The sequence below is a fragment of the Deinococcus sp. LM3 genome, from assembly GCF_002017875.1.
Classification (GTDB): domain Bacteria; phylum Deinococcota; class Deinococci; order Deinococcales; family Deinococcaceae; genus Deinococcus.
In genome coordinates, this window is record NZ_MUFV01000001.1 from 1,798,048 (window position 1) to 1,815,490 (window position 17,443).

At 67.2% G+C, this 17,443-nt stretch carries 14 protein-coding genes, 1 tRNA gene and 1 pseudogene; 4 read left to right on the top strand and 12 right to left on the bottom strand.

The window, feature by feature from the left end; all coding sequences use genetic code 11:
- The first annotated feature begins 36 nt into the window (after positions 1 to 36).
- The 3 genes and pseudogenes from BXU09_RS08405 to BXU09_RS21895 all read left to right on the top strand — a co-directional run.
- Complete coding sequence (locus tag BXU09_RS08405) at positions 37 to 1,083, top strand: transposase (RefSeq protein ID WP_144012034.1); 1,047 nt, start codon at positions 37 to 39, stop codon at positions 1,081 to 1,083.
- Positions 1,084 to 1,581: 498 nt separating this feature from the next.
- Positions 1,582 to 2,931, top strand: a complete 1,350-nt coding sequence (locus BXU09_RS08415; protein ID WP_078301814.1) for an IS66 family transposase — start codon at positions 1,582 to 1,584, stop codon at positions 2,929 to 2,931.
- A 501-nt stretch (positions 2,932 to 3,432) separates the two neighbouring features.
- Positions 3,433 to 3,711 (top strand): annotated as a pseudogene (locus BXU09_RS21895) (zinc ribbon domain-containing protein); the annotation flags it as partial.
- A gap of 806 nt (positions 3,712 to 4,517) precedes the next feature.
- Here BXU09_RS21895 and BXU09_RS21440 read toward each other — a convergent pair.
- From BXU09_RS21440 to BXU09_RS08455, 7 genes are all read right to left on the bottom strand, one after another.
- Complete coding sequence (locus BXU09_RS21440; RefSeq protein WP_240501357.1) at positions 4,518 to 5,216, bottom strand: hypothetical protein; 699 nt, start codon at positions 5,214 to 5,216, stop codon at positions 4,518 to 4,520.
- A 374-nt stretch (positions 5,217 to 5,590) separates the two neighbouring features.
- Positions 5,591 to 5,926 carry a hypothetical protein gene (locus tag BXU09_RS08430; RefSeq protein ID WP_078301818.1) on the bottom strand — a complete coding sequence of 112 codons (336 nt, stop codon included), beginning with the start codon at positions 5,924 to 5,926 and terminating at the stop codon, positions 5,591 to 5,593.
- A 2-nt stretch (positions 5,927 to 5,928) separates the two neighbouring features.
- Positions 5,929 to 6,363 (bottom strand): helix-turn-helix domain-containing protein, encoded by a 435-nt coding sequence (locus BXU09_RS08435; protein WP_078301820.1) that lies wholly within the window; start codon positions 6,361 to 6,363, stop codon positions 5,929 to 5,931.
- A 166-nt stretch (positions 6,364 to 6,529) separates the two neighbouring features.
- Positions 6,530 to 6,604: transfer RNA gene (locus tag BXU09_RS08440), tRNA-Glu, on the bottom strand.
- 173 nt (positions 6,605 to 6,777) lie between these two features.
- A complete protein-coding gene (lpdA, locus tag BXU09_RS08445) occupies positions 6,778 to 8,184 on the bottom strand; it encodes a dihydrolipoyl dehydrogenase (RefSeq protein ID WP_078301822.1) in 1,407 nt (468 codons plus the stop codon).
- Positions 8,185 to 8,341: 157 nt separating this feature from the next.
- Positions 8,342 to 9,013 carry a response regulator gene (locus BXU09_RS08450; protein ID WP_078301824.1) on the bottom strand — a complete coding sequence of 224 codons (672 nt, stop codon included), beginning with the start codon at positions 9,011 to 9,013 and terminating at the stop codon, positions 8,342 to 8,344.
- Positions 9,010 to 10,719, bottom strand: a complete 1,710-nt coding sequence (locus BXU09_RS08455) for an ATP-binding protein (protein ID WP_240501118.1) — start codon at positions 10,717 to 10,719, stop codon at positions 9,010 to 9,012. The genes BXU09_RS08450 and BXU09_RS08455 overlap by 4 nt, the downstream gene beginning before the upstream one ends.
- A 254-nt stretch (positions 10,720 to 10,973) precedes the next feature.
- On the opposite strand from BXU09_RS08455, the gene BXU09_RS08460 reads away from it, so the two are divergent.
- Positions 10,974 to 12,302, top strand: a complete 1,329-nt coding sequence (locus BXU09_RS08460; RefSeq protein WP_078301826.1) for a dicarboxylate/amino acid:cation symporter — start codon at positions 10,974 to 10,976, stop codon at positions 12,300 to 12,302.
- Between the two features lie 66 nt (positions 12,303 to 12,368).
- Here the strand turns inward: BXU09_RS08460 and BXU09_RS08465 are convergent, their stop codons facing one another.
- The 5 genes from BXU09_RS08465 to BXU09_RS08485 all read right to left on the bottom strand — a co-directional run bounded on the left by BXU09_RS08465 (position 12,369) and on the right by BXU09_RS08485 (position 17,349).
- On the bottom strand, positions 12,369 to 13,307 hold the full coding sequence (locus tag BXU09_RS08465; protein WP_078301828.1) for a pseudouridine-5'-phosphate glycosidase: 939 nt from the start codon (positions 13,305 to 13,307) through the stop codon (positions 12,369 to 12,371).
- A gap of 71 nt (positions 13,308 to 13,378) precedes the next feature.
- A complete protein-coding gene (locus tag BXU09_RS08470; RefSeq protein WP_078301830.1) occupies positions 13,379 to 14,509 on the bottom strand; it encodes a carbohydrate kinase in 1,131 nt (376 codons plus the stop codon).
- Positions 14,510 to 15,087: 578 nt separating this feature from the next.
- A complete protein-coding gene (locus BXU09_RS08475; RefSeq protein WP_078301832.1) occupies positions 15,088 to 15,924 on the bottom strand; it encodes a CoA ester lyase in 837 nt (278 codons plus the stop codon).
- 105 nt (positions 15,925 to 16,029) lie between these two features.
- Positions 16,030 to 16,431 carry a VOC family protein gene (locus BXU09_RS08480; protein WP_078301834.1) on the bottom strand — a complete coding sequence of 134 codons (402 nt, stop codon included), beginning with the start codon at positions 16,429 to 16,431 and terminating at the stop codon, positions 16,030 to 16,032.
- 9 nt (positions 16,432 to 16,440) lie between these two features.
- Positions 16,441 to 17,349 (bottom strand): RIO1 family regulatory kinase/ATPase, encoded by a 909-nt coding sequence (locus BXU09_RS08485; RefSeq protein WP_078301836.1) that lies wholly within the window; start codon positions 17,347 to 17,349, stop codon positions 16,441 to 16,443.
- Positions 17,350 to 17,443: the final 94 nt, after the last annotated feature.

Here is a 17,443-nt window from a genome sequence, read left to right on the forward strand (position 1 = left end):
ATTCCCCGGTCTCATGGGCCTTTATGCGAAGTGACTATGCCTCGCACACCCAGCCTACCGCAAAGCATCATCACCGCTCAGCTGAACCGAGTCACCAGCCTCAGCGGTCTCGTTCCCTACAGCACCTTGCGCAAAAGCGCCATCTCCCAGGAGATGGCGCGGAACTCCTTCGAATCGACAGAAGACCTCCAGCGCCGCGCCAGGAACGCGCCGGACGGCGCGTTCCTGGCCATTGATTTCGTCATGGTGCCCCACGCTGGACGGACGATGGAAGGCGTCAACTACCACTACAGTGGTCAGGCCCAGACCCGTCTCGGTCATCAGTTCACCTCCGCTGCTCTGGTCAGGTTCGGTGAAGATCCAGTTCCACTCCTGGAGCGATTCAAAGTGTCACAGGCCCTGCATACAGAGCGCTATCCGTACCGTACAGCGACTCAGGAAATGATCCACGTCGTCCAGGATTGCCTCACGGCCGGCATCCCCATGGCGGGTCTTCTGTTGGATGGAGAGTTCGGGAGGGATGCAGCCATGACCTTCAGTCGCCAGCATCAGATTCCGGTCCTGATCCGTGCCAAAGCCAATATGACGGTGCAGTTCGAGGGTGAGTCCCTCACCCTCAATGCGCTGAGCAAACAATTCCCTCCGGACCGCTGCCACCTGTACGCGGAGTTCGGATGGCGTGTCCGCCGCTTGCCGGTCGCCCGTGAGGTCGGTGGGTTCGATGTCCTGATCGTGTGGCGCAAAGTGCACGGTGAGTGGACGCGCTTTTTCCTGTTCAGCACGTTTGGTGGTGACGTCACGGTTCGCTCGCTGCTGCGGGCCTGGAAGGCCCGCTGGGGAATCGAGGTGATTCACCGGTTCTTCAAGCAGAACCTGGGGCTGGGACGTTGTCATTGCCGGACGATCCAGGCGCAGGAGAACTGGGTGTGGTGCGTGGTGGAGGCCTTTCACGCGGTGTTACGGGTGCGTCGGGAAGTACCAGGAGTGACGTGGAGGGCCGCACAACAGCAGGCGGCTCTGAATGCAGAAAAGTACGTCCTGACCGGCCTTGAGCAGGATGGACCCCTGCCTGAGGCCGCGTGACACGTCATCGGCAGTGAAATGGAAACTCTTGGTCCGACAGCTCCCATCTGAGGTGTGCACACGCACCAAACACGTGCATCTGCTTGCAGATGCAGGGTTCAGCAGCCAGGCCTTCATGCACGGTGTTCGGAACCTGGGCCTGGACTTCACCATTGGGATGCGAGCGGATCGCAGGACCACAGAGGGGCACCGTCTGAAAGACATCACCCGCCAACAGTGCCCAGTCATGCTTGCTGGCCTGCCTGACCTCTAGTTGTGGCTGTACTGGGTCTGGTTGCCCGCCAAGAAAGGAGAGAAGCGGGAACAGCGGTTCATCGTGTCCTCCAGGCAACGAACGCCTCAGACGGCCCGGCAGACCGGTCGACGTCGCTGGAAGATTGAAGCGCTGTTCAAAACACTGAAGGTAACTGCTCAGCAGGGTGACTTCCGGGAGTCGATTGGGTAAGGTGGACCATCAACGAGACTCCCTGCCCAAACTGTGAACGACTCGAGGCACGTATCCGTGAACTCGAAGCGCAGATTGCGGCCCTCCTGAAACGCCTTCAAGAGCTTGAAGGACGTCAGGCCAAGACCAGCCACACATCCAATCAGCCACCCAGTCAGGACAAACCCTGGCAGCCCAAGAGTGAGCGCCAGAAGACCGGCCGGTCTTCTGGCGCTCAGCCAGATCACCCCGGCACGACCCTCAAGATGTCAGCGCATCCCGACCACACGGTCCACCTCCCTGTCACGGGACACTGCGGCTGCGGACAGGTCTGGGAGGACGTTCCAGTCGAAACTCAGGTCACTCGGCAGGTCCATGACCTCCCAGCGTGGCAACTTCAGGTCACCGAATACCGCGCCGACGTCAAAATCTGTCCTGGCTGTCATCACCGGCAACGAGCACCCTTCCCGACGCACGTCACGGGTCAGGTGCAATACGGCCCACGGGTCCACGCCTTGACGGTATATCTGAACGTGGCGCACTTCGTGCCCCTCGAACGCACCAGTGAGATTCTGCAGGCTCTCTGCGGGGCGCGACCCAGTGATGGCACCATCGCCCTTAACCTCAACCTCGCGGCCGATCGGCTGCAGGACTTTGAGTCGCACCTCCGAACGGCACTGACGCAGCAACCGGTGCTGCATGCAGATGAGACCGGCAGCCGAGTGAACGGGAAGCTGCAATGGATGCATGTCGTGAGCTGCGCGCAGCTCACGTTCTACGGCCAGCATGCCCGGCGCGGCCTCGCGGCGCTGGAGGACATGAAGATCCTGCCGAAGTACAAGGGCATCCTGGTCCACGACGCCTGGAGCTCATACTTCAAACTCCCGGCACAGCATGCGCTGTGCGGTGCTCATCTGCTGCGGGAACTGCGGGGATTGGCCGAACACCATGGGCAGGTCTGGGCTGGGGACCTTCGGGAAGCGCTGAGGACGGTGTATCACGAGCTCAAAGCTGGGACGCTAAGCCCAGAGGCCCGCACGGCGTTTGAACGGCGATTTGATGAACTGCTTGAGGAGGGCTTACTGGCCAACCCGGCCGCGTCGCCCTGGAACGGGCGGCGCGGCCCGACGAAGCAGTCACACGGGCGGAATCTGGCGTTACGGTGCCAGCAGCACCGCGCAGCGGTGCTGCTGTTCCTGCATGATCGCCGGGTACCGTTCGACAACAATCAGGCGGAACGGGACGTGCGGTCCTGGTGCGTGAAACGCAAGGTGTCTGGGGGATTCCGGTCCGCAGAGGGCGGGCAGAATTTCGCTCGGATCAGGAGCTATATCTCCACGTTGCAGAAGCAGGGTCTCAGCGTCTGGGAGGGCCTGGTCAGCGTGTTTACTGGTGACGTGCTCATGCCCAACTTCAACCCCTGAGCTCGCCCTGCTGAGCAGTTACCACTGAAGAGCCGATTTGCCTTCGGCAAATTCGGGCAGAAGACCAAACTGGGCGTCTTACGCTATCTGTGCCTGAGTGTGGCCTGCTTCTTCCTCTGCCATGTTGAGCACCTTGACCAAACAGCGTCGGGCCAAGAGGTCTCCTCTTGGCCCGACTGGGGTGCACTGGCTGATCAGGTCAGGATGAAATGTGTCGGCTGGGTAAGGCTTTTTGAGCTGGAAAGAGAAATGGAACGGATTTTAGTCGTCTGGGACGGCACTCGCCAGCATGCGGCTTAAAACTGAAAGATGTCAGATAACCGTCGTCGTCGTCACTCGTCGTTGGGCTATCGGTCACCGACGGCCTTCGAGGAGCAGGCCCCCATCCTGAACTGAGGCTCCACCAAACCCTTGACAGATCAATACGCCGGGGTCTACGCATACGGTCGGCGACAGGTTGACCCCAGGAAAAAGCTGGCTGGGTACAGCTCGACAGGACGGGTGTCGCTTCCGCCCGACCAGTGGCATGTCCTGCTGAAAGATCATCTTCCGGCTTACATCACCTGGGACCAGTACCAGGAACATGTCGCCCGCCTGGCGGCCAATCGGAATGTCGGTTCGTGGTCGGGTGCCCCGAAACGGGGCACCGGGCTCCTCAGCGGACTGCTGATCTGCGGGCGCTGTGGACACCGGATGGTTGCGTCTTACCATCAGCTCTCGACAGGACCAGCTGTACGTTACAGCTGCACGCGAGACGTCACGGATTACGGGGGTTCACCCTGCTTCAGCTGTGCGGGGACGGCCGTGGACCGCTGGGTCGTCACTCAATTGCTGGAGGCATTGACGCCCGCCGGCGTGGCGTTGTCGCTCGAAGCGCAGTCCAGCTTGAATCGGGACCGTGAAGCGCTGGACCGGCACTGGCACGCTCGTCTGGAGCGGGCACAGTATGAGGCCGCTCGTGCGGCTCGACAGTATCAGGGAGTGGAGCCGGAGCACCGCCTTGTCGCACGTTCCTTGGAACGTGCTTGGGAGGAGGCGCTAGAGGCAGAACGAGCCCTGAAAGAGGAGTACGATCGCCACGTACAACGGCAACCTCGGCAGCTGACCACTGAGGAGATCCGTCAGGTGCAGCTGATTTCAACGGCCCTCCCCGCATTGTGGTCAGCATCGATGACGACCATGCAGGACCGCAAGGAGATCCTGCGATTGGTGATCCAGCGGGTCACCGTCTGGGGGGACGCGAAGAACGAACACATGGACGTGTGCATCGAATGGCAGGGTGATCACGTGACTGAAGGTCACGTGATCCGACCAGTCGCCCGGTGCGATCAGGTCAGTACCTACCAGGAGGTGTGCCAACGGGTGGAAGCTGGGGTACGGGAAGGCAAAACGGCGCTGGAAGTCGCTGACGAACTGAATGCGGCCGGCTGGCGTCCACCAAAGCGTCGGGCCACTTGGAATGTGACTCAAGTCCGAGGCCTCGCCCAGCGTCTGGGTCTCCAGTTTTCAAAGGGGACGGATGGGCGTGCTGTCCGTTCAAGGCTTCCTCCTCGAGCGGGGGATTGGTGGACACTGCCTGGACTGGCTCAGGCACTGGAGATGCCAGCCGTGACGTTATACACATGGCTGCGCCGGGGCGTCGTGAACGGTAAGCAATCGAAACGAGGTGGGAGCTGGTGCCTCTGGGCCGATGATGCTGAGGTCCGTCGACTCCAAGCCTTGAGGGCTGGACCTGTGGGTGCTCGATACCACCAGCGGTGGATCGACAAAGCCACTTCAATGATGAACACGCAGAAGGTTCGAGATGTATCACCGTAATCGTGTTGGCCCGTCTCAATCAAGAATCTCCGGCGATATCGCTTCTGGATCGTCGTCACCGCTCCGGCGTTACTGGCGATGATCAGGGCCTCGCCGTCTCGGGTGTGCGTCAGAACCACGTTCATCGGTTGCCCGTACACCAGCGTGTCCTCGACCAGCAGACCGGCTGTGCCGGTCTGCAAGCGACTCAGCCAGTCCTTGGCGGTCCAGTCGTCCATGAGCGTGTCGCTCCGCAGGCGCACGCAGATAGGAATCCCAAGGCAGGCCAATCCCTGAATCCAGTTGTAGCCGACGAATTCGCGATCGGCGTACAGAACCCGAATGTCCGCTACGGAGAGCAGGCAGAGGGCATCGTCCATGAGGGTGTGCCGGATCTCCGTATGGCTGCCGCCCCCATGGGGCAGCAGCTCGTAGAGGAGGGGGATCGCGACGCCCCGCCAGATGACAGCCAGGAGCAGGACGTTCACGTCCGTCTGGCCATACTTCCAGTTGCGGGCAGGCGTCCTCATGGGCGTCCGTTCTGCCCAAGAACGTCCGGTCGAGGATGAATTCGCGTGGTTGTGCGGAGGGAAGGAGCGTCAGGACCACCCGGGCGACGTCGGCCGGCTGGATGGGATGCCGGTCAAAAAAGCGCTCCACACGGCGGATGACGGAGGCGTTGTGCGCGCTTCCAGGGAAGCGCGAGGCGAGTTCGGCATGCCGGACGTCTTTCCCCTTGAGGAGGGCGAGCACCATGAGGGAGAGCAACTCGACCTGGTTCTTGCGGAACTCCGGGAAGTGCGCGGTGAAGCAGTGGGTCAGCTTGGCCAGGACATCGGGAGACGCGTTCTGTTGTCGCGTCTCAACCGAACTTTTTCAAGCCCCCGGGAAAGTGTCGGGTACTGAGGAACTGATGACCGAGGCGGGTCTGGGCCTGACCGCTGTAGTGGTAGTTCACGCCTTCCATCGTCCGTCCGGCGTGGGGCACCATGACGAAATCAATGGCCAGGAACGCGCCCTCCGGCGCGTTCCTGGCTCGACGCTTGAAGTCCTCCGTGGAGGCAAAGGTGTCCCGCGCCATCTCTTTGGAGATGGCACTTTTACGCAGGGTGCTGTAGGGGACGAGGCCACTGAGGCTGGTGACCCGGTTCAGCTGAGCGGTGATGATGCTTTGCGGTAGGTTGGGGATGCGAGGCATAGTCACTTCGCATAAAGGCCCATGAGACCGGGGAATTTCAAGCTCCTGCCTCCTGGGCCTTCGTGCTGGTCGCTGTTCTCTCGCCTGTGGAAACTCTTGTTACCGCACCAGACGACGCCCTGCTCGAAGTCGGCGTGCAGTCGGGCGGCCAGGGTCTGTTGTCGCTCGGCCGTCAGGAGGCGGGGGGCGCCCTGGTTGGCGTGGCGCGCGTCACGGAGGCCGGCGAGTCCCTGTTCGCGGTAGCGCTTGACCAGTCCGTAGACCGTGACCCGGTTGTACCGGGTCACTTGAAGGATCTCTGGCACGGGGCGGCCTTCTGCGAGGAGTGCGAAGAATTGAGCTCTGCGTCGTTCGACGGCACAGGTACTGGCCCGGTAGAGATTCCAGAAGGTGTCAGCGTCATGCGCGAGAGGAGCGGTCAGAGGTATCTGTTTGATGCAACGATTATAATCTACTTAATCGGAGTCCGTATTATTCCTGAACTCGCGTCAAGATAAAAGCCTGTCCCCGGCCTTGTCCTCTTGACAGGAGACACAATTGCTAATCACAGACGGCGGGGGCAATATCAGAAACGCCCCTGCTTTCGCAGAGGCGCTTGCTGTTTGGTGACCCCAACGGGATTCGAACCCGTATCGCTACCTTGAAAGGGTAGTGTCCTAACCGTTAGACGATGGGGCCACACCACTTCAGTTGTCGTTGGCTTTCGCCTTCGCTTTCTGCCTTTCAAGGGGCGCCGTTTCCGGCACGCACAGAAAGATACAGGGTTGGCGTGAATTCGTCAAGTGGTCTGCGTGGCGCATACGAAAGGCGGGGCGGACTTCGCTGGTCACGCCCCGCCCGGAGTGCGGTTTTTACATGTGCAGCGCGCGTTTATCGGCGGCCAGGGCGGCTTCCTTGACGACTTCGCTGAGGGTGGGGTGGGCGTGGACGGTGCGGGCGAGGTCCTCGCTGCTGCCGCCGAACTCCATGATTGCCACGACCTCGCCGATCAGTTCGCTGACGCCGCCGCCGATCATGTGCACGCCCAGCAGCTTGTCGGTCTGGGCGTCCGCGATGATCTTCACGAAGCCGCGCGTGTCGCCGTGGCCGAGGGCGCGTCCGTTGGCGCTGAACGGGAACTGCCCGGTCTTGATGCTCAGGCCCCTGTCTTTGGCCTGCTTCTCGGTCAGGCCGGCCCAGGCGATTTCGGGGCTGGTGTAGATCACCCAGGGGATCACGTCGTAGTTCACGTGCCCGGCCTGCCCGGCCAGCATCTCGGCGAGGGCTACGCCCTCCTCCTCGGCCTTGTGGGCGAGCATGGCGCCGCCGATCACGTCGCCGATGGCATACACGTTCTGGAGGTTGGTGCGGTAGTGCTGGTCGACTTTCACGAAGCCGCGTTCATCCAGGGCGAGGCCCACCGCGTCGGCCCCGAGGCCCTGCGTGTGCGGCACGCGGCCGATGGACACGATCAGCTTGTCGAAACGGGCGGTGACTTCCCTGTCCTGCTCGGTGTACGTGACGCTCACGCCGCTGTCGTCCTGCTCGACGGCGGTGATGTTCACGCCGAAGTGGAAGTCCAGGCCCTGCTTCTTGAAGAGCTTCAGGCCCTCCTTGGCAATCGCGTCGTCGGCGGCCATCAGGAAGCCGGGCATGGCTTCCAGCACCGTCACGTCGGCGCCCAGGCGGCGCCAGACGCTGCCGAGTTCCAGGCCGATGACGCCCGCGCCGATCACGCCGAGTTTCTCCGGGACAGCCGTGAATTCCAGCGCGCCGCTGTTCTCCACGATGTGCCCGCCAAACGGCGCGAGCGGCAGGGCGCGGGGGCTGCTGCCGGTCGCGACGATCACGCGCGCGGCGCGGACCTCGGTACCGGCGGCGTCCACGATCCAGCCGTCACCGTCCGCGCGGACCAGTTTGCCCAGCCCGAAGAACGACGTGATCTTGTTCTTCTTGAACAGGTACGCCACGCCGCCCGTCAGCTTGTCCACCACGCCGTTCTTGCGGCCCAGCATCTTCGCGATGTCCAGGGACGCGCCCTGCACGTTGATGCCGTGCTCGGCGAAGTCATGCTGCATGACCTCGAACTTCTCGCTGCTGTCCAGCATCGCCTTGCTGGGAATGCAGCCCACGTTCAGGCAGGTGCCCCCCAGGCTGGCCTTGCCGTTCCGCTCGAAGGCGTCCACGCAGGCCGTCTTGAAGCCCAGCTGGGCCGCACGAATGGCCGCCACGTAACCCGCGGGGCCCCCACCAATCACCAGTACGTCGAAAGAATCCATAGCACCTTGCAGCGTACCACCCCCCCGAAACGCCCAGGGTGACCCGTTCCCCCGTCAGGGACAGGGGATGTCGATAGGTGATGGAGGATGGTTGATGGAAGCTCTGGCATGGGCCTGAGCGGAAGCTGGTCTATCACCCATCACCCATGGCCCATCCTCACGCCCGGCGGTAGCGTTTGGCGGGCCTTCCGCCCGTGCGGGCGTCGGTGCTGACGCTGGCCTCGCCGGATTCGACGAGGTGTTCGAGGTACCGCCACGCGGTCACGCGGCTCAGGCTCAGGCTCAGGCCGAGTTCGGCGGCGCTGACCGGGCCGCCCTCGCGCAGGGCCGTGCGGACGCGGCGCAGCGTGTCCGGGTCCAGGCCGGCCGCGTCGGCGGGGGCAGGCGTGAACAGGGCGTCCAGCTGCCCCTGGCGCACGTCCCCCTGCGCCCACAGCGCCGCGCGTTCCCGCACGCGTTCCAGCGCCAGCGTGAACCGCCCCGGCGTCACGGGCTTCACGAGGTAATCCGCCGCGCCGTGCAGCAGCGCGTCCTGCACGCTGGGCGCGTCGCTGGCGGCCGTGACCAGAATGGCGTCCACGCGCGCGCCGTCCATGCGCGCCTCGCGCAGCAGGTCCAGGCCGCGCCCGTCGGGCAGGTGCACGTCCAGCAGCAGCAGGTCCGGGCGCAGGGTGCGCAGCATGGCCCGCGCCACGCCCAGCGTCTCGGCCTGCCCGAGGACCGTGAAGCCCCCGGCGCGTTCCAGCAGCCGCCAGTGCAGCGACGCGATCTGCGGGTCGTCCTCGACGATCAGCACGCGCAGCGGTGGGGGAGAGGTCACGCCGCTCATTCTTCGCCTCCCGGCAGGGGCACGTCCAGCGTGAAGCGCGTCCAGGTGCGGGCCGCGTCCGTGACCCGGTCGTGCGTGAGGGTGGCTCCCAGCGCCTGCGCGCGGTCCACGACGAGTGCCAGGCCCACCCCGCGCGGCGTTCCGTCCGGCGCGGCCCCCTTGCTGCTCACGCCCCGGCGGGTCAGCGAGTCCGTCAGTTCCGGCGGGACGCCCGGCCCGCTGTCCCGGACCTCCAGCACCACACCCTCCGGGTCGGCGGCGATCAGGACCCGCACCTGCGCGTCCGGCGTGCCGCTCGCCGCCTCCAGGGCGTTCTCGATCAGGTTCCCGCTGGCGAGTTCCAGCAGGTCCAGCACGCCCGGCGGCAACCGGGGCGGCAGGCCCGACAGGGGGTCCAGGGTCAGGGTGACGCGCCGCTCGGCCGCCCGGTCGAACTTGCCCAGCAGCAGCGCCGACAGCCGCAGGTGCCGCAGCGAGCGCACCGCGTCCGCGTGCGCGCCGTGCCGCGCCGACTGCTCGTGAATCAGGGCCAGCGCCTCGCGCGTCTCGCCCAGGTGCAACAGGCCCGCCAGGGTGTGCAGGCGGTTCGTGAACTCGTGCGTCTGCGCGCGCAGCAGCTCCGCGTAACGCTGCGACTGCGTCAGCTCGTCCGCCAGCGCCCGCACGCGCGCCAGGTCCCGCAGCGTCACCACCACCGCGCCGTCCCCGGCGTCCTGCGCCGCCAGCAGCACCGGGCGGCCCGCCACGTCCGCCGTGACCGGCCCGGCCCCCGGCGCGGGCAGCGGCAGGCCCGGCGGCCACGGCAGCGGCAGCGTGCCCCCGGCCACGCCCAGCAGCGACCGCGCCTGCGGGTTCATCACGAACACCTGCCCGGCCCGCGTGACCAGCACGCCCTCCTCCAGGGTGTTCAGGACCGCCCGGTACTGCCGCAGGCCCCCGGCGATCTGCTCGGGTTCCAGGCCCAGCATCTCGGTCTTCACCCGCCGCGCCACGCCCAGTGCCAGCGCCAGTGCCAGTGCCAGCGCGCCCAGGTACCAGGGCAGCGCGGCGCGCAGCACCTCCCGGAACACGTCCTGCAAGCGGGGCAGCAGGAAGCCCACGCTGGCCAGCCCCAGCACCCGCCCCTGCCCGTCCACGACCGGCACCTTGGCCCGCACGGACGGCCCCAGCGTGCCCTGCACCGTCTCCGTGACGCTGCGGCCCCGCAGGAACGCCGTGAAATCCCCGCCTGCCATGTGCTCCCCGATCCGCGCGGCGTCCGGGTGCGTGACGCGCCGCGCCGCGCGGTCCGTGACCACCACGTAATCCGCGCCCAGCACCACCCGGTAACGGTTCATGAGGGTGTTCAGGTTCGCCCGCTCGGCCGCGTTGCCCGACAGGGCCGCCACGACCGGCGGCAGCGCCGCCACCAGCCGCGACTCCCGCAACGACCGCTCCGCGAACGACCGGTGAATCCCGCCGTACACGCCCTGACTGACCAGCCCCGCCAGCGGCAACGCCAGCAGCAGGAACGCGCCCAGCGTCGTCAGGAACAGCCGGGGCGCGACCCGCAGCAGCCTCGGCGTGTGCGGCAGCGCCACCTCGCGCGCCAGGGCCGTCAGGCGCGCGGAACTGGAAACGGGCAGGCGGACAGGCAACGTACCGGCAGTCTGCCACAGCCCCCGCGCCCGGCACGCATACCCAGCCAGGGTGGGCCTTGTGTTCACGCCATGCACGATACCCACCGCTGCCCGCAGGGGCGTGCGCGGCCACCAGGACGGCGCGCAGCAGGCCCACCCTAGACGCGGTGCGCCGCGCCGCTCACGGGGCGCCCCCCGGACCGCGCATCCTGACACGCAACGCAACCCCCACCCGCACCGCCCCTGCACCGCCGCAGGGTCACCGTCATTCCGCCTGGACCCGGCCCGCCCTCAGCGCAGCTGGCCGCTCCAGCCGCCCACCACCCCAGGAGGCTTCACCCATGCCCAAGATCTTCCGCAGTCTGTACGCCCAGGTTCTGACCGCCATCGTCATCGGCGTCGCCGTCGGGCACTTCTTCCCCACCGTCGGGGAGGGACTCAAACCCCTCGGGGACGGATTCATCAAACTGATCAAGGTCGTCATCGGCCCGATCATCTTCTGCACGGTCGTCAGCGGCGTCGCCAGCATGCGCGACACCAAGAAGATCGGCCGGGTGGGCGGCAAGGCCCTGCTGTACTTCGAGGTCGTCACGACCGCCGCGCTGCTGATCGGGCTGGTCGTCGTGAACCTCGTCGGCCCCGGACGCGGCATGAACATCAACCCCGCCACCCTGGATACCAGCGCCGTCGCCAAGTACACCGACGCCGCCGGCGAGCAGACCGTCGCGGACTTCATCCTGCACGTCATCCCCACCACCTTCGTCAGCGCGTTCACCGAGGGTGACCTGCTACAGGTGCTGCTGATCGCGCTGCTCAGCGGGTTCGCCCTGATCCGCATGGGCGACCCCGGCCAGCGCATCCTGAAAGGCATCGACGCGGTCAGCGTCATGGTGTTCAACATCCTGGGCTTCATCATGAAACTCGCCCCGATCGGCGCGTTCGGCGCGATGGCCTTCACGATCGGCAAGTACGGCGTCGGCAGCCTCCAGCAACTCGCGTACCTGATGGGCACCTTCTACGTCACCTGCGCCCTGTTCGTGTTCGTCCTGCTGAACATCATCGCGGGGCTCGCCGGGTTCAGCCTCTGGAAGTTCCTGCGTTACATCAGGGAAGAGCTGCTGCTCGTGCTGGGCACCAGCTCCAGCGAGAGCGCCCTGCCGCGCCTGATGACCAAACTCGAAAACGCTGGCGCGAACAAGAGCGTCGTCGGACTGGTCGTCCCCACCGGGTACTCCTTCAACCTCGACGGCACCAGCATCTACCTGACCATGGCCGCCGTGTTCATCGCGCAGGCCACCAACACCAACCTCAGTTTCGCGCAGGAAGTCGCGCTGCTGGGCATCCTCCTGCTGACCAGCAAGGGCGCCGCCGGCGTCACCGGCAGCGGCTTCGTGGTCCTGGCCGGCACCCTGGCCGCCCTCGGCACCGTCCCCGTCGCGGGCCTCGCCCTGATCCTCGGCATCGACCGCTTCATGAGTGAGGGCCGCGCCATCACCAACATCATCGGCAACGGCGTCGCCACCCTCGTCGTCGCCCGCAGCGAGAAGGAACTCGACATGGACCGCCTCACCCGCGTCCTGAACGGCGAACAACTCCCCCCCGTGAACGCCGACGTGCAGGCCGAAGAGCGCGGCGAAGGCCGCAAACTGGGCAGCGCACAACCGGCGTAAGGGAAGGACGCAGATGGCAGATGGCAGATGGCCAGGGCGCGTCCATCTGCCATCTGCCTTGAGCCATCAGCCCAACTGTGCGTACGCCACGGCCACCTGCGCGGCCACCATGGCGTTGTGGCGTACCAGGGCGATGTTCGCCGCGAGGCTGCGGCCGCCGGTGATTTCCACCATGCGGCCCAGCAGGTACGGGGTGGTGTCCTTGCCGGTCAGGCCCAGGGCGTCCATGTCGCGCAGCGCCTGCTCGATCTGCGGGTTGATCTCCCCGGCGGGAATCTCGGCCTCGGCGGGGATGGGGTTGGCGAGCATCACGCCGCCCGACACGCCCAGATCCCACTTCGCCTTCAGCACCCGCGCGGCCTCCTCGGGCGTGGCGACCGTCAGGGGCGCCCTGAAGCCGCTCTGGCGGGAGTAGAACGCCGGGAACTCCTCGCTGCCCAGCGTCAGGGCCGGAATGCCGTGCGTTTCCAGGACCTCCAGCGTCAGGCCGATATCCAGGATGCTCTTCACGCCCGCGCTGACCACGCACACGTCCGTCTGCGCCAGCTCCAGCAGGTCCGCGCTGACGTCCATGCTGCGCTCGGCGCCCCGGTGCACGCCGCCGGTGCCGCCCGTGGCGAACACGCGGATGCCTGCCAGTGCCGCCACGCGCATGGTGCTCGCCACGGTCGTCGCGCCGTGCTTCCCGAGTGCCACCGTCACCGGCAGGTCGCGGGTGCTGATCTTCTCCACGCCCTTGTCGGTCGCCAGCAGGTGCAGTTCCTCGGGCGTGAGGCCCACCTTCAGGCGCCCGCCCAGCACCGCGATGGTCGCGGGCACCGCGCCGTGTGCGCGCACCACGTCCTCCACGCCGCGCGCCATCTCCACGTTCTGCGGGAACGGCATGCCGTGACTGATGATCGTGCTCTCCAGCGCCACCACCGCGCGGCCCTCGGCCAGGGCGGCGGCGACTTCGGGGTGAATGTCCAGGTAGGCGGCAACGGTCGGGTTGATGTCGTGAGTCATGAGAAACCTCGGGAAGGGCAGTCAGCCCGGAATGAAGAGCGGAAACGGAAAGAAACGGCTGGGCAGTGCGGCTAGCTCGGCGTGGCGACCCCCATCAGGCGGGCCTGAATCGCGGTGGGCGTCAGCAGCGGCGACACCGCGTGGTCACTTTCCACCGTGATCGCCGCCGCCGCGTGACCATGCCGCGCCGCGTCCGCCGGAGACAGCCCCGACGCGAGCGCCGCCAGGAACGCCGCGAGCATCGCGTCCCCCGCGCCCGTCACGTCCCGCACCACCGCCGGCAGGGCCGCCAGTTCGGTCACGCCGTCCGGGCCACTCAGCAGGCTGCCCGCCGCGCCCCGCCGCACCCACACCAACCGCACACCCTGCGCGTGCAGTTCAGCGGCCGCCGCCCGCAACGCCCCCGGCTCGTCCGGCACGTCCCGGCCCAGCAGCGCGCCCAGTTCCGGCACGTTCGGCGTCACCACCTGCGGCACCAGCCCCGCCGCCAACGCCGGGCGCAACCGCGCCGCCTTCGGCACGCTCACCGGCTCGAACACCACCGCCGCGCCCGCCTCCGCCGCCAGGGACAGCAGATGCGCCAGCGACCCCTCCGGCAGGTTCCCGTCCGCCACCACCCACGCCGCACCCCGCAGCACCCCCCGCCGCTCCTGCAACGCCGCCGGAGTCAGCGCCTCCACCGCCGCCATCGCCGCCACCGCCACCAGCAACTCCCCACTCGCATCCAGCACCGCCGTGTACGTCCCCGTCGACACGTCCGGCGCGCGCAGCACCGGCCGCACATCCACGCCCGCCGCCTCCGTCTCCCGCAGGAGCCAGTCGCCCAGCCCGTCCCGGCCCACCACACTCACCAGCGACACGGGCACGCCCAGCCGCGCCAGATTCTCCGCGACATTCCGCGCCACACCCCCCGGCGCCTGCGCCGACACGCCCGGATTACTCGTCCCGGGCACCGCTGTCTGGATGGTGCGTGCCTTCACGTCCACGTTCGCGCCGCCCACCACCACCACGCGGCCCGGCCCGTCCTGCTCGGGCAGCAGGTAGCCGCGCCCCAGCAGCGCGCCCTTCTTCACCAGATTACGCACATGCACATTCACGGACGCCCGCGTGGAACCCAGGCGGCGGGCCAGTTCCTCCGGCGTCGCCAGGGGTGTCTCGCGGATCAGGGCAAGGAGGGCGGATTCGGTGTCGGTCAGGGGCATCTGCTTTCTATGATAAAGGCGCTTTCTGTGATTAATCAAGGTGGGTGGGTCTGGGGTGTGGGTGGGCTTTTTCGGTGCGGCCCCACCCCCCAGCCCCCTACCCCAGGGGGGCAGGGGGAGCTTGCGTTGGCACTGGGCAGGTATTTCGCCGAGGTGGTCGGCGGGCATGATGCGGGAACGGCCACGTATGGGGCTGCATGCCTCCGGCTTCGCGGCGTTCGCCCCGCGCGCTGCGCGCACGACGGGCCGCGTTGCCACGACGCCGGGCGGGCCAGCCCACTTGGTGCGTGCTGGAAGGTTCTACTTTGTGGGCTGTTGCCAAAGCCGGGTTTTCAAAGTAGATCAGCGGCGCGAAGCGTTCCACCCATCACCTGACCGCAGACTGCCACCGGCCGTCGTGCGCGCAGCGCGCGGGCCTTTGAGGGGGGCGAAGGATGGCGTCGAAGCCGGACACGTCAGCGCCCACTGCAACTTCGCCGCATAGGTAGAACCTCTTGCCAAGTGCAACGCTGCTCCCCCTGCCCCTCTGGGGTAGGGGGCTGGGGGGTGGGGCCGCACACTGAAACCCCGCCGCCCACCTACCCCTCCGTCACCCCCCACAGCGCCAGAACCTCCTGCGCCTCGTCCACGTGCATCTGCTCGACGAGTGCGCCCCGGTGCGTGGCGACGCTTTTGCCTTCGCGGCGGGCCTGTTCCCACGCGCCGATCAGCTCCCGCGCCTCTTCGGCTTCCTGGGCGGTGACGCCGAAGGTGGTGTTGGCGCCTTCGATCTGGTCGGGGTGGATGACGGTCTTGCCGGTGAAGCCGAGGGTGCGGCCCTGCTGGCATTCGCGCTGGAAGCCTTGGGGGTCGCGGATGTCGTTGTAGACGGCGTCGAGGGGGGTTTTACCGTGGGCGCGGGCGGCGAGGACGACGCTGCTGAGGGCGTGCAGGAGCGGCGTGCGGTCAGGGTGGGGGCGGGTGCGCAGGGCGCGGGCGAGGTCGTTCGTGCCGACGAGGAGGGCGGTCACGCCGGGCAGGGCGGCGATGTGGGGGGCGTTCAGGACGCCCTGGGGCGTTTCGATCATGGCCCAGAGGGGCAGGCTGAGGCTGAGGTCGCGTGCGGTGCGGGCGTCTTCGACTTTGGGCAGGACGATGCCGCTTGCGCCTGCGGTGAGGGTGAGTTCGCGGTCGTCGTGTTCCCAGGGGGTGTTCAGGCCGTTGACGCGGATCAGGACCGGGACGGGCCAGGGGGTGCGCAGGGCGTCCCGGACGTGTTCGCGGGCCTGGGCTTTGTGTTCGGGGGCGACGGCGTCTTCGAGGTCGAGGATGACCGCGTCGGGGCGCAGGGTGCGGGCTTTCTCGATGGCGCGCGGTTTGTCGCCCGGCACGTACAGTACGGAGCGCAGGGGCAGCCCGGAGCGCAGCGGGTTCATGCGGGCCGCCTGGGGGTGCGGGTGCGGGCGGCGCTGGTGGCGAGCAGCAGCGGGAGCAGCGCCGCGAGGAAGCGCAGCGCGCGGGGCAGGGTGTGGGTCATGCGTTCACGGTAATACGCCGGGCGCATCGAGGCCCCAGATGCGGGGCGGGGCGAGTTCCAGCACGTTTCCGGCCGGGTCGTGGAAGTACAGGCTCTCACCCCGGTCGCCCCAGGCGTAGCGGGTGACGGTCAGGCCGGCGGCGCGCAGCCGGGTTTCCCAGGCGTCCGTCTGGGTGGGGTCGAGGGTCAGGCAGGCGTGCGCGCCGGGCGCTCCGGCGTGCGGGGGTACGTCGCCCGGCTGGGCGCTGGCGCGCGGGTCGAAGATCAGGAGCATGCTGCCGTCCAGCCGGTAGAACAGGTGTCGGCCCGGCACGCGGCTGTGCAGGGTCAGGCCGAGCACCTGGGTGTAGAACTGCTCGGCCCGGTCGAGGTCGTCCACGTACAGGCAGGTTTCCAGGATCCGCATGGCCGCAGCCTACGGCAGCAGCAGGCGGGGTTCCGGGGCGGGACCCAGGGCGCGGCGTTGCACGTCCCGCAGGACGCTCTGCCCGTCGGTCTGGATACCGTGCTTGCGGAAGCTGGTGGCGAGGCTCTGCGCGTCGCGGGCCAGCAGGGTCTGGAAGTTGGGGTTCTGACGGGTCGAGAGTTGCGGAAAGTCGATGATGGTCACGGTGTCCTCCCACCAGAGAAGGTTGTAGGTGCTGTAGTCGCCGTGTGCGTACCCGAGCCGGAGCAGGTCAGCCAGGCCCTGAAGGCTCTGCTCCCAGGCGCGCTGGGCCTGCGCGGGGCTCAGGGCGGCGTCGCTGAGGCGCGGGGCGACGTGATCCTCGGTGCCGATCAGGCGCATGACCACGGCGGGAACGGTTTCGGCGTAGGCGGTCGGGTGCGGCCCGGCGAGGGGTTCGGGGACGTTCAGTCCGGCCTTCCAGAGGGTCCACAGGTGCGCGTACTCGCTCAGGACCCAGTCCTGCTGGAGCATCTCCAGGCCCAGGCGGGTGCGTTTCTGCATGGCCTTGGCGGCGCGGACGTCGAGGATGACCTGCCCCTCGCGGTACACCTGATCGTTCTGGAACGACCGGGCCTGAAGGTCGCGGTAGAGCTTCACGAGGACACTGCCGCGCGGGCCGCGCGCGACGTACGCGGTGGCTTCCTTGCCGCTCTTGAGTTCCGCGACGATCTCGGTGATGTACCCACGGTCGGTCAGGCGGCGGATCACGTCGTCCTGCACGTCCTCGGGGTCGCTGGCGGTCAGGTGGGCCAGGTGGCGCCGTCCGACCGGGCTGCGTTTCTCGCGGCGGCGCGGCGGGGTATCCCAGCGTTCGTCGTCCCAGGATGTGTCAGTCCAGTCGTCGTCGGACCAGTCGGTGTGGGTGCGGGCGCTCATGGGCGCCCCGTCCGGTCAGTGCAGGGAGGCCAGCCCGAAGGCAGAGGTGGCCGGTGTTGGTGCGTCAAAATCACTCCAGGTTGCAGGAACGAAG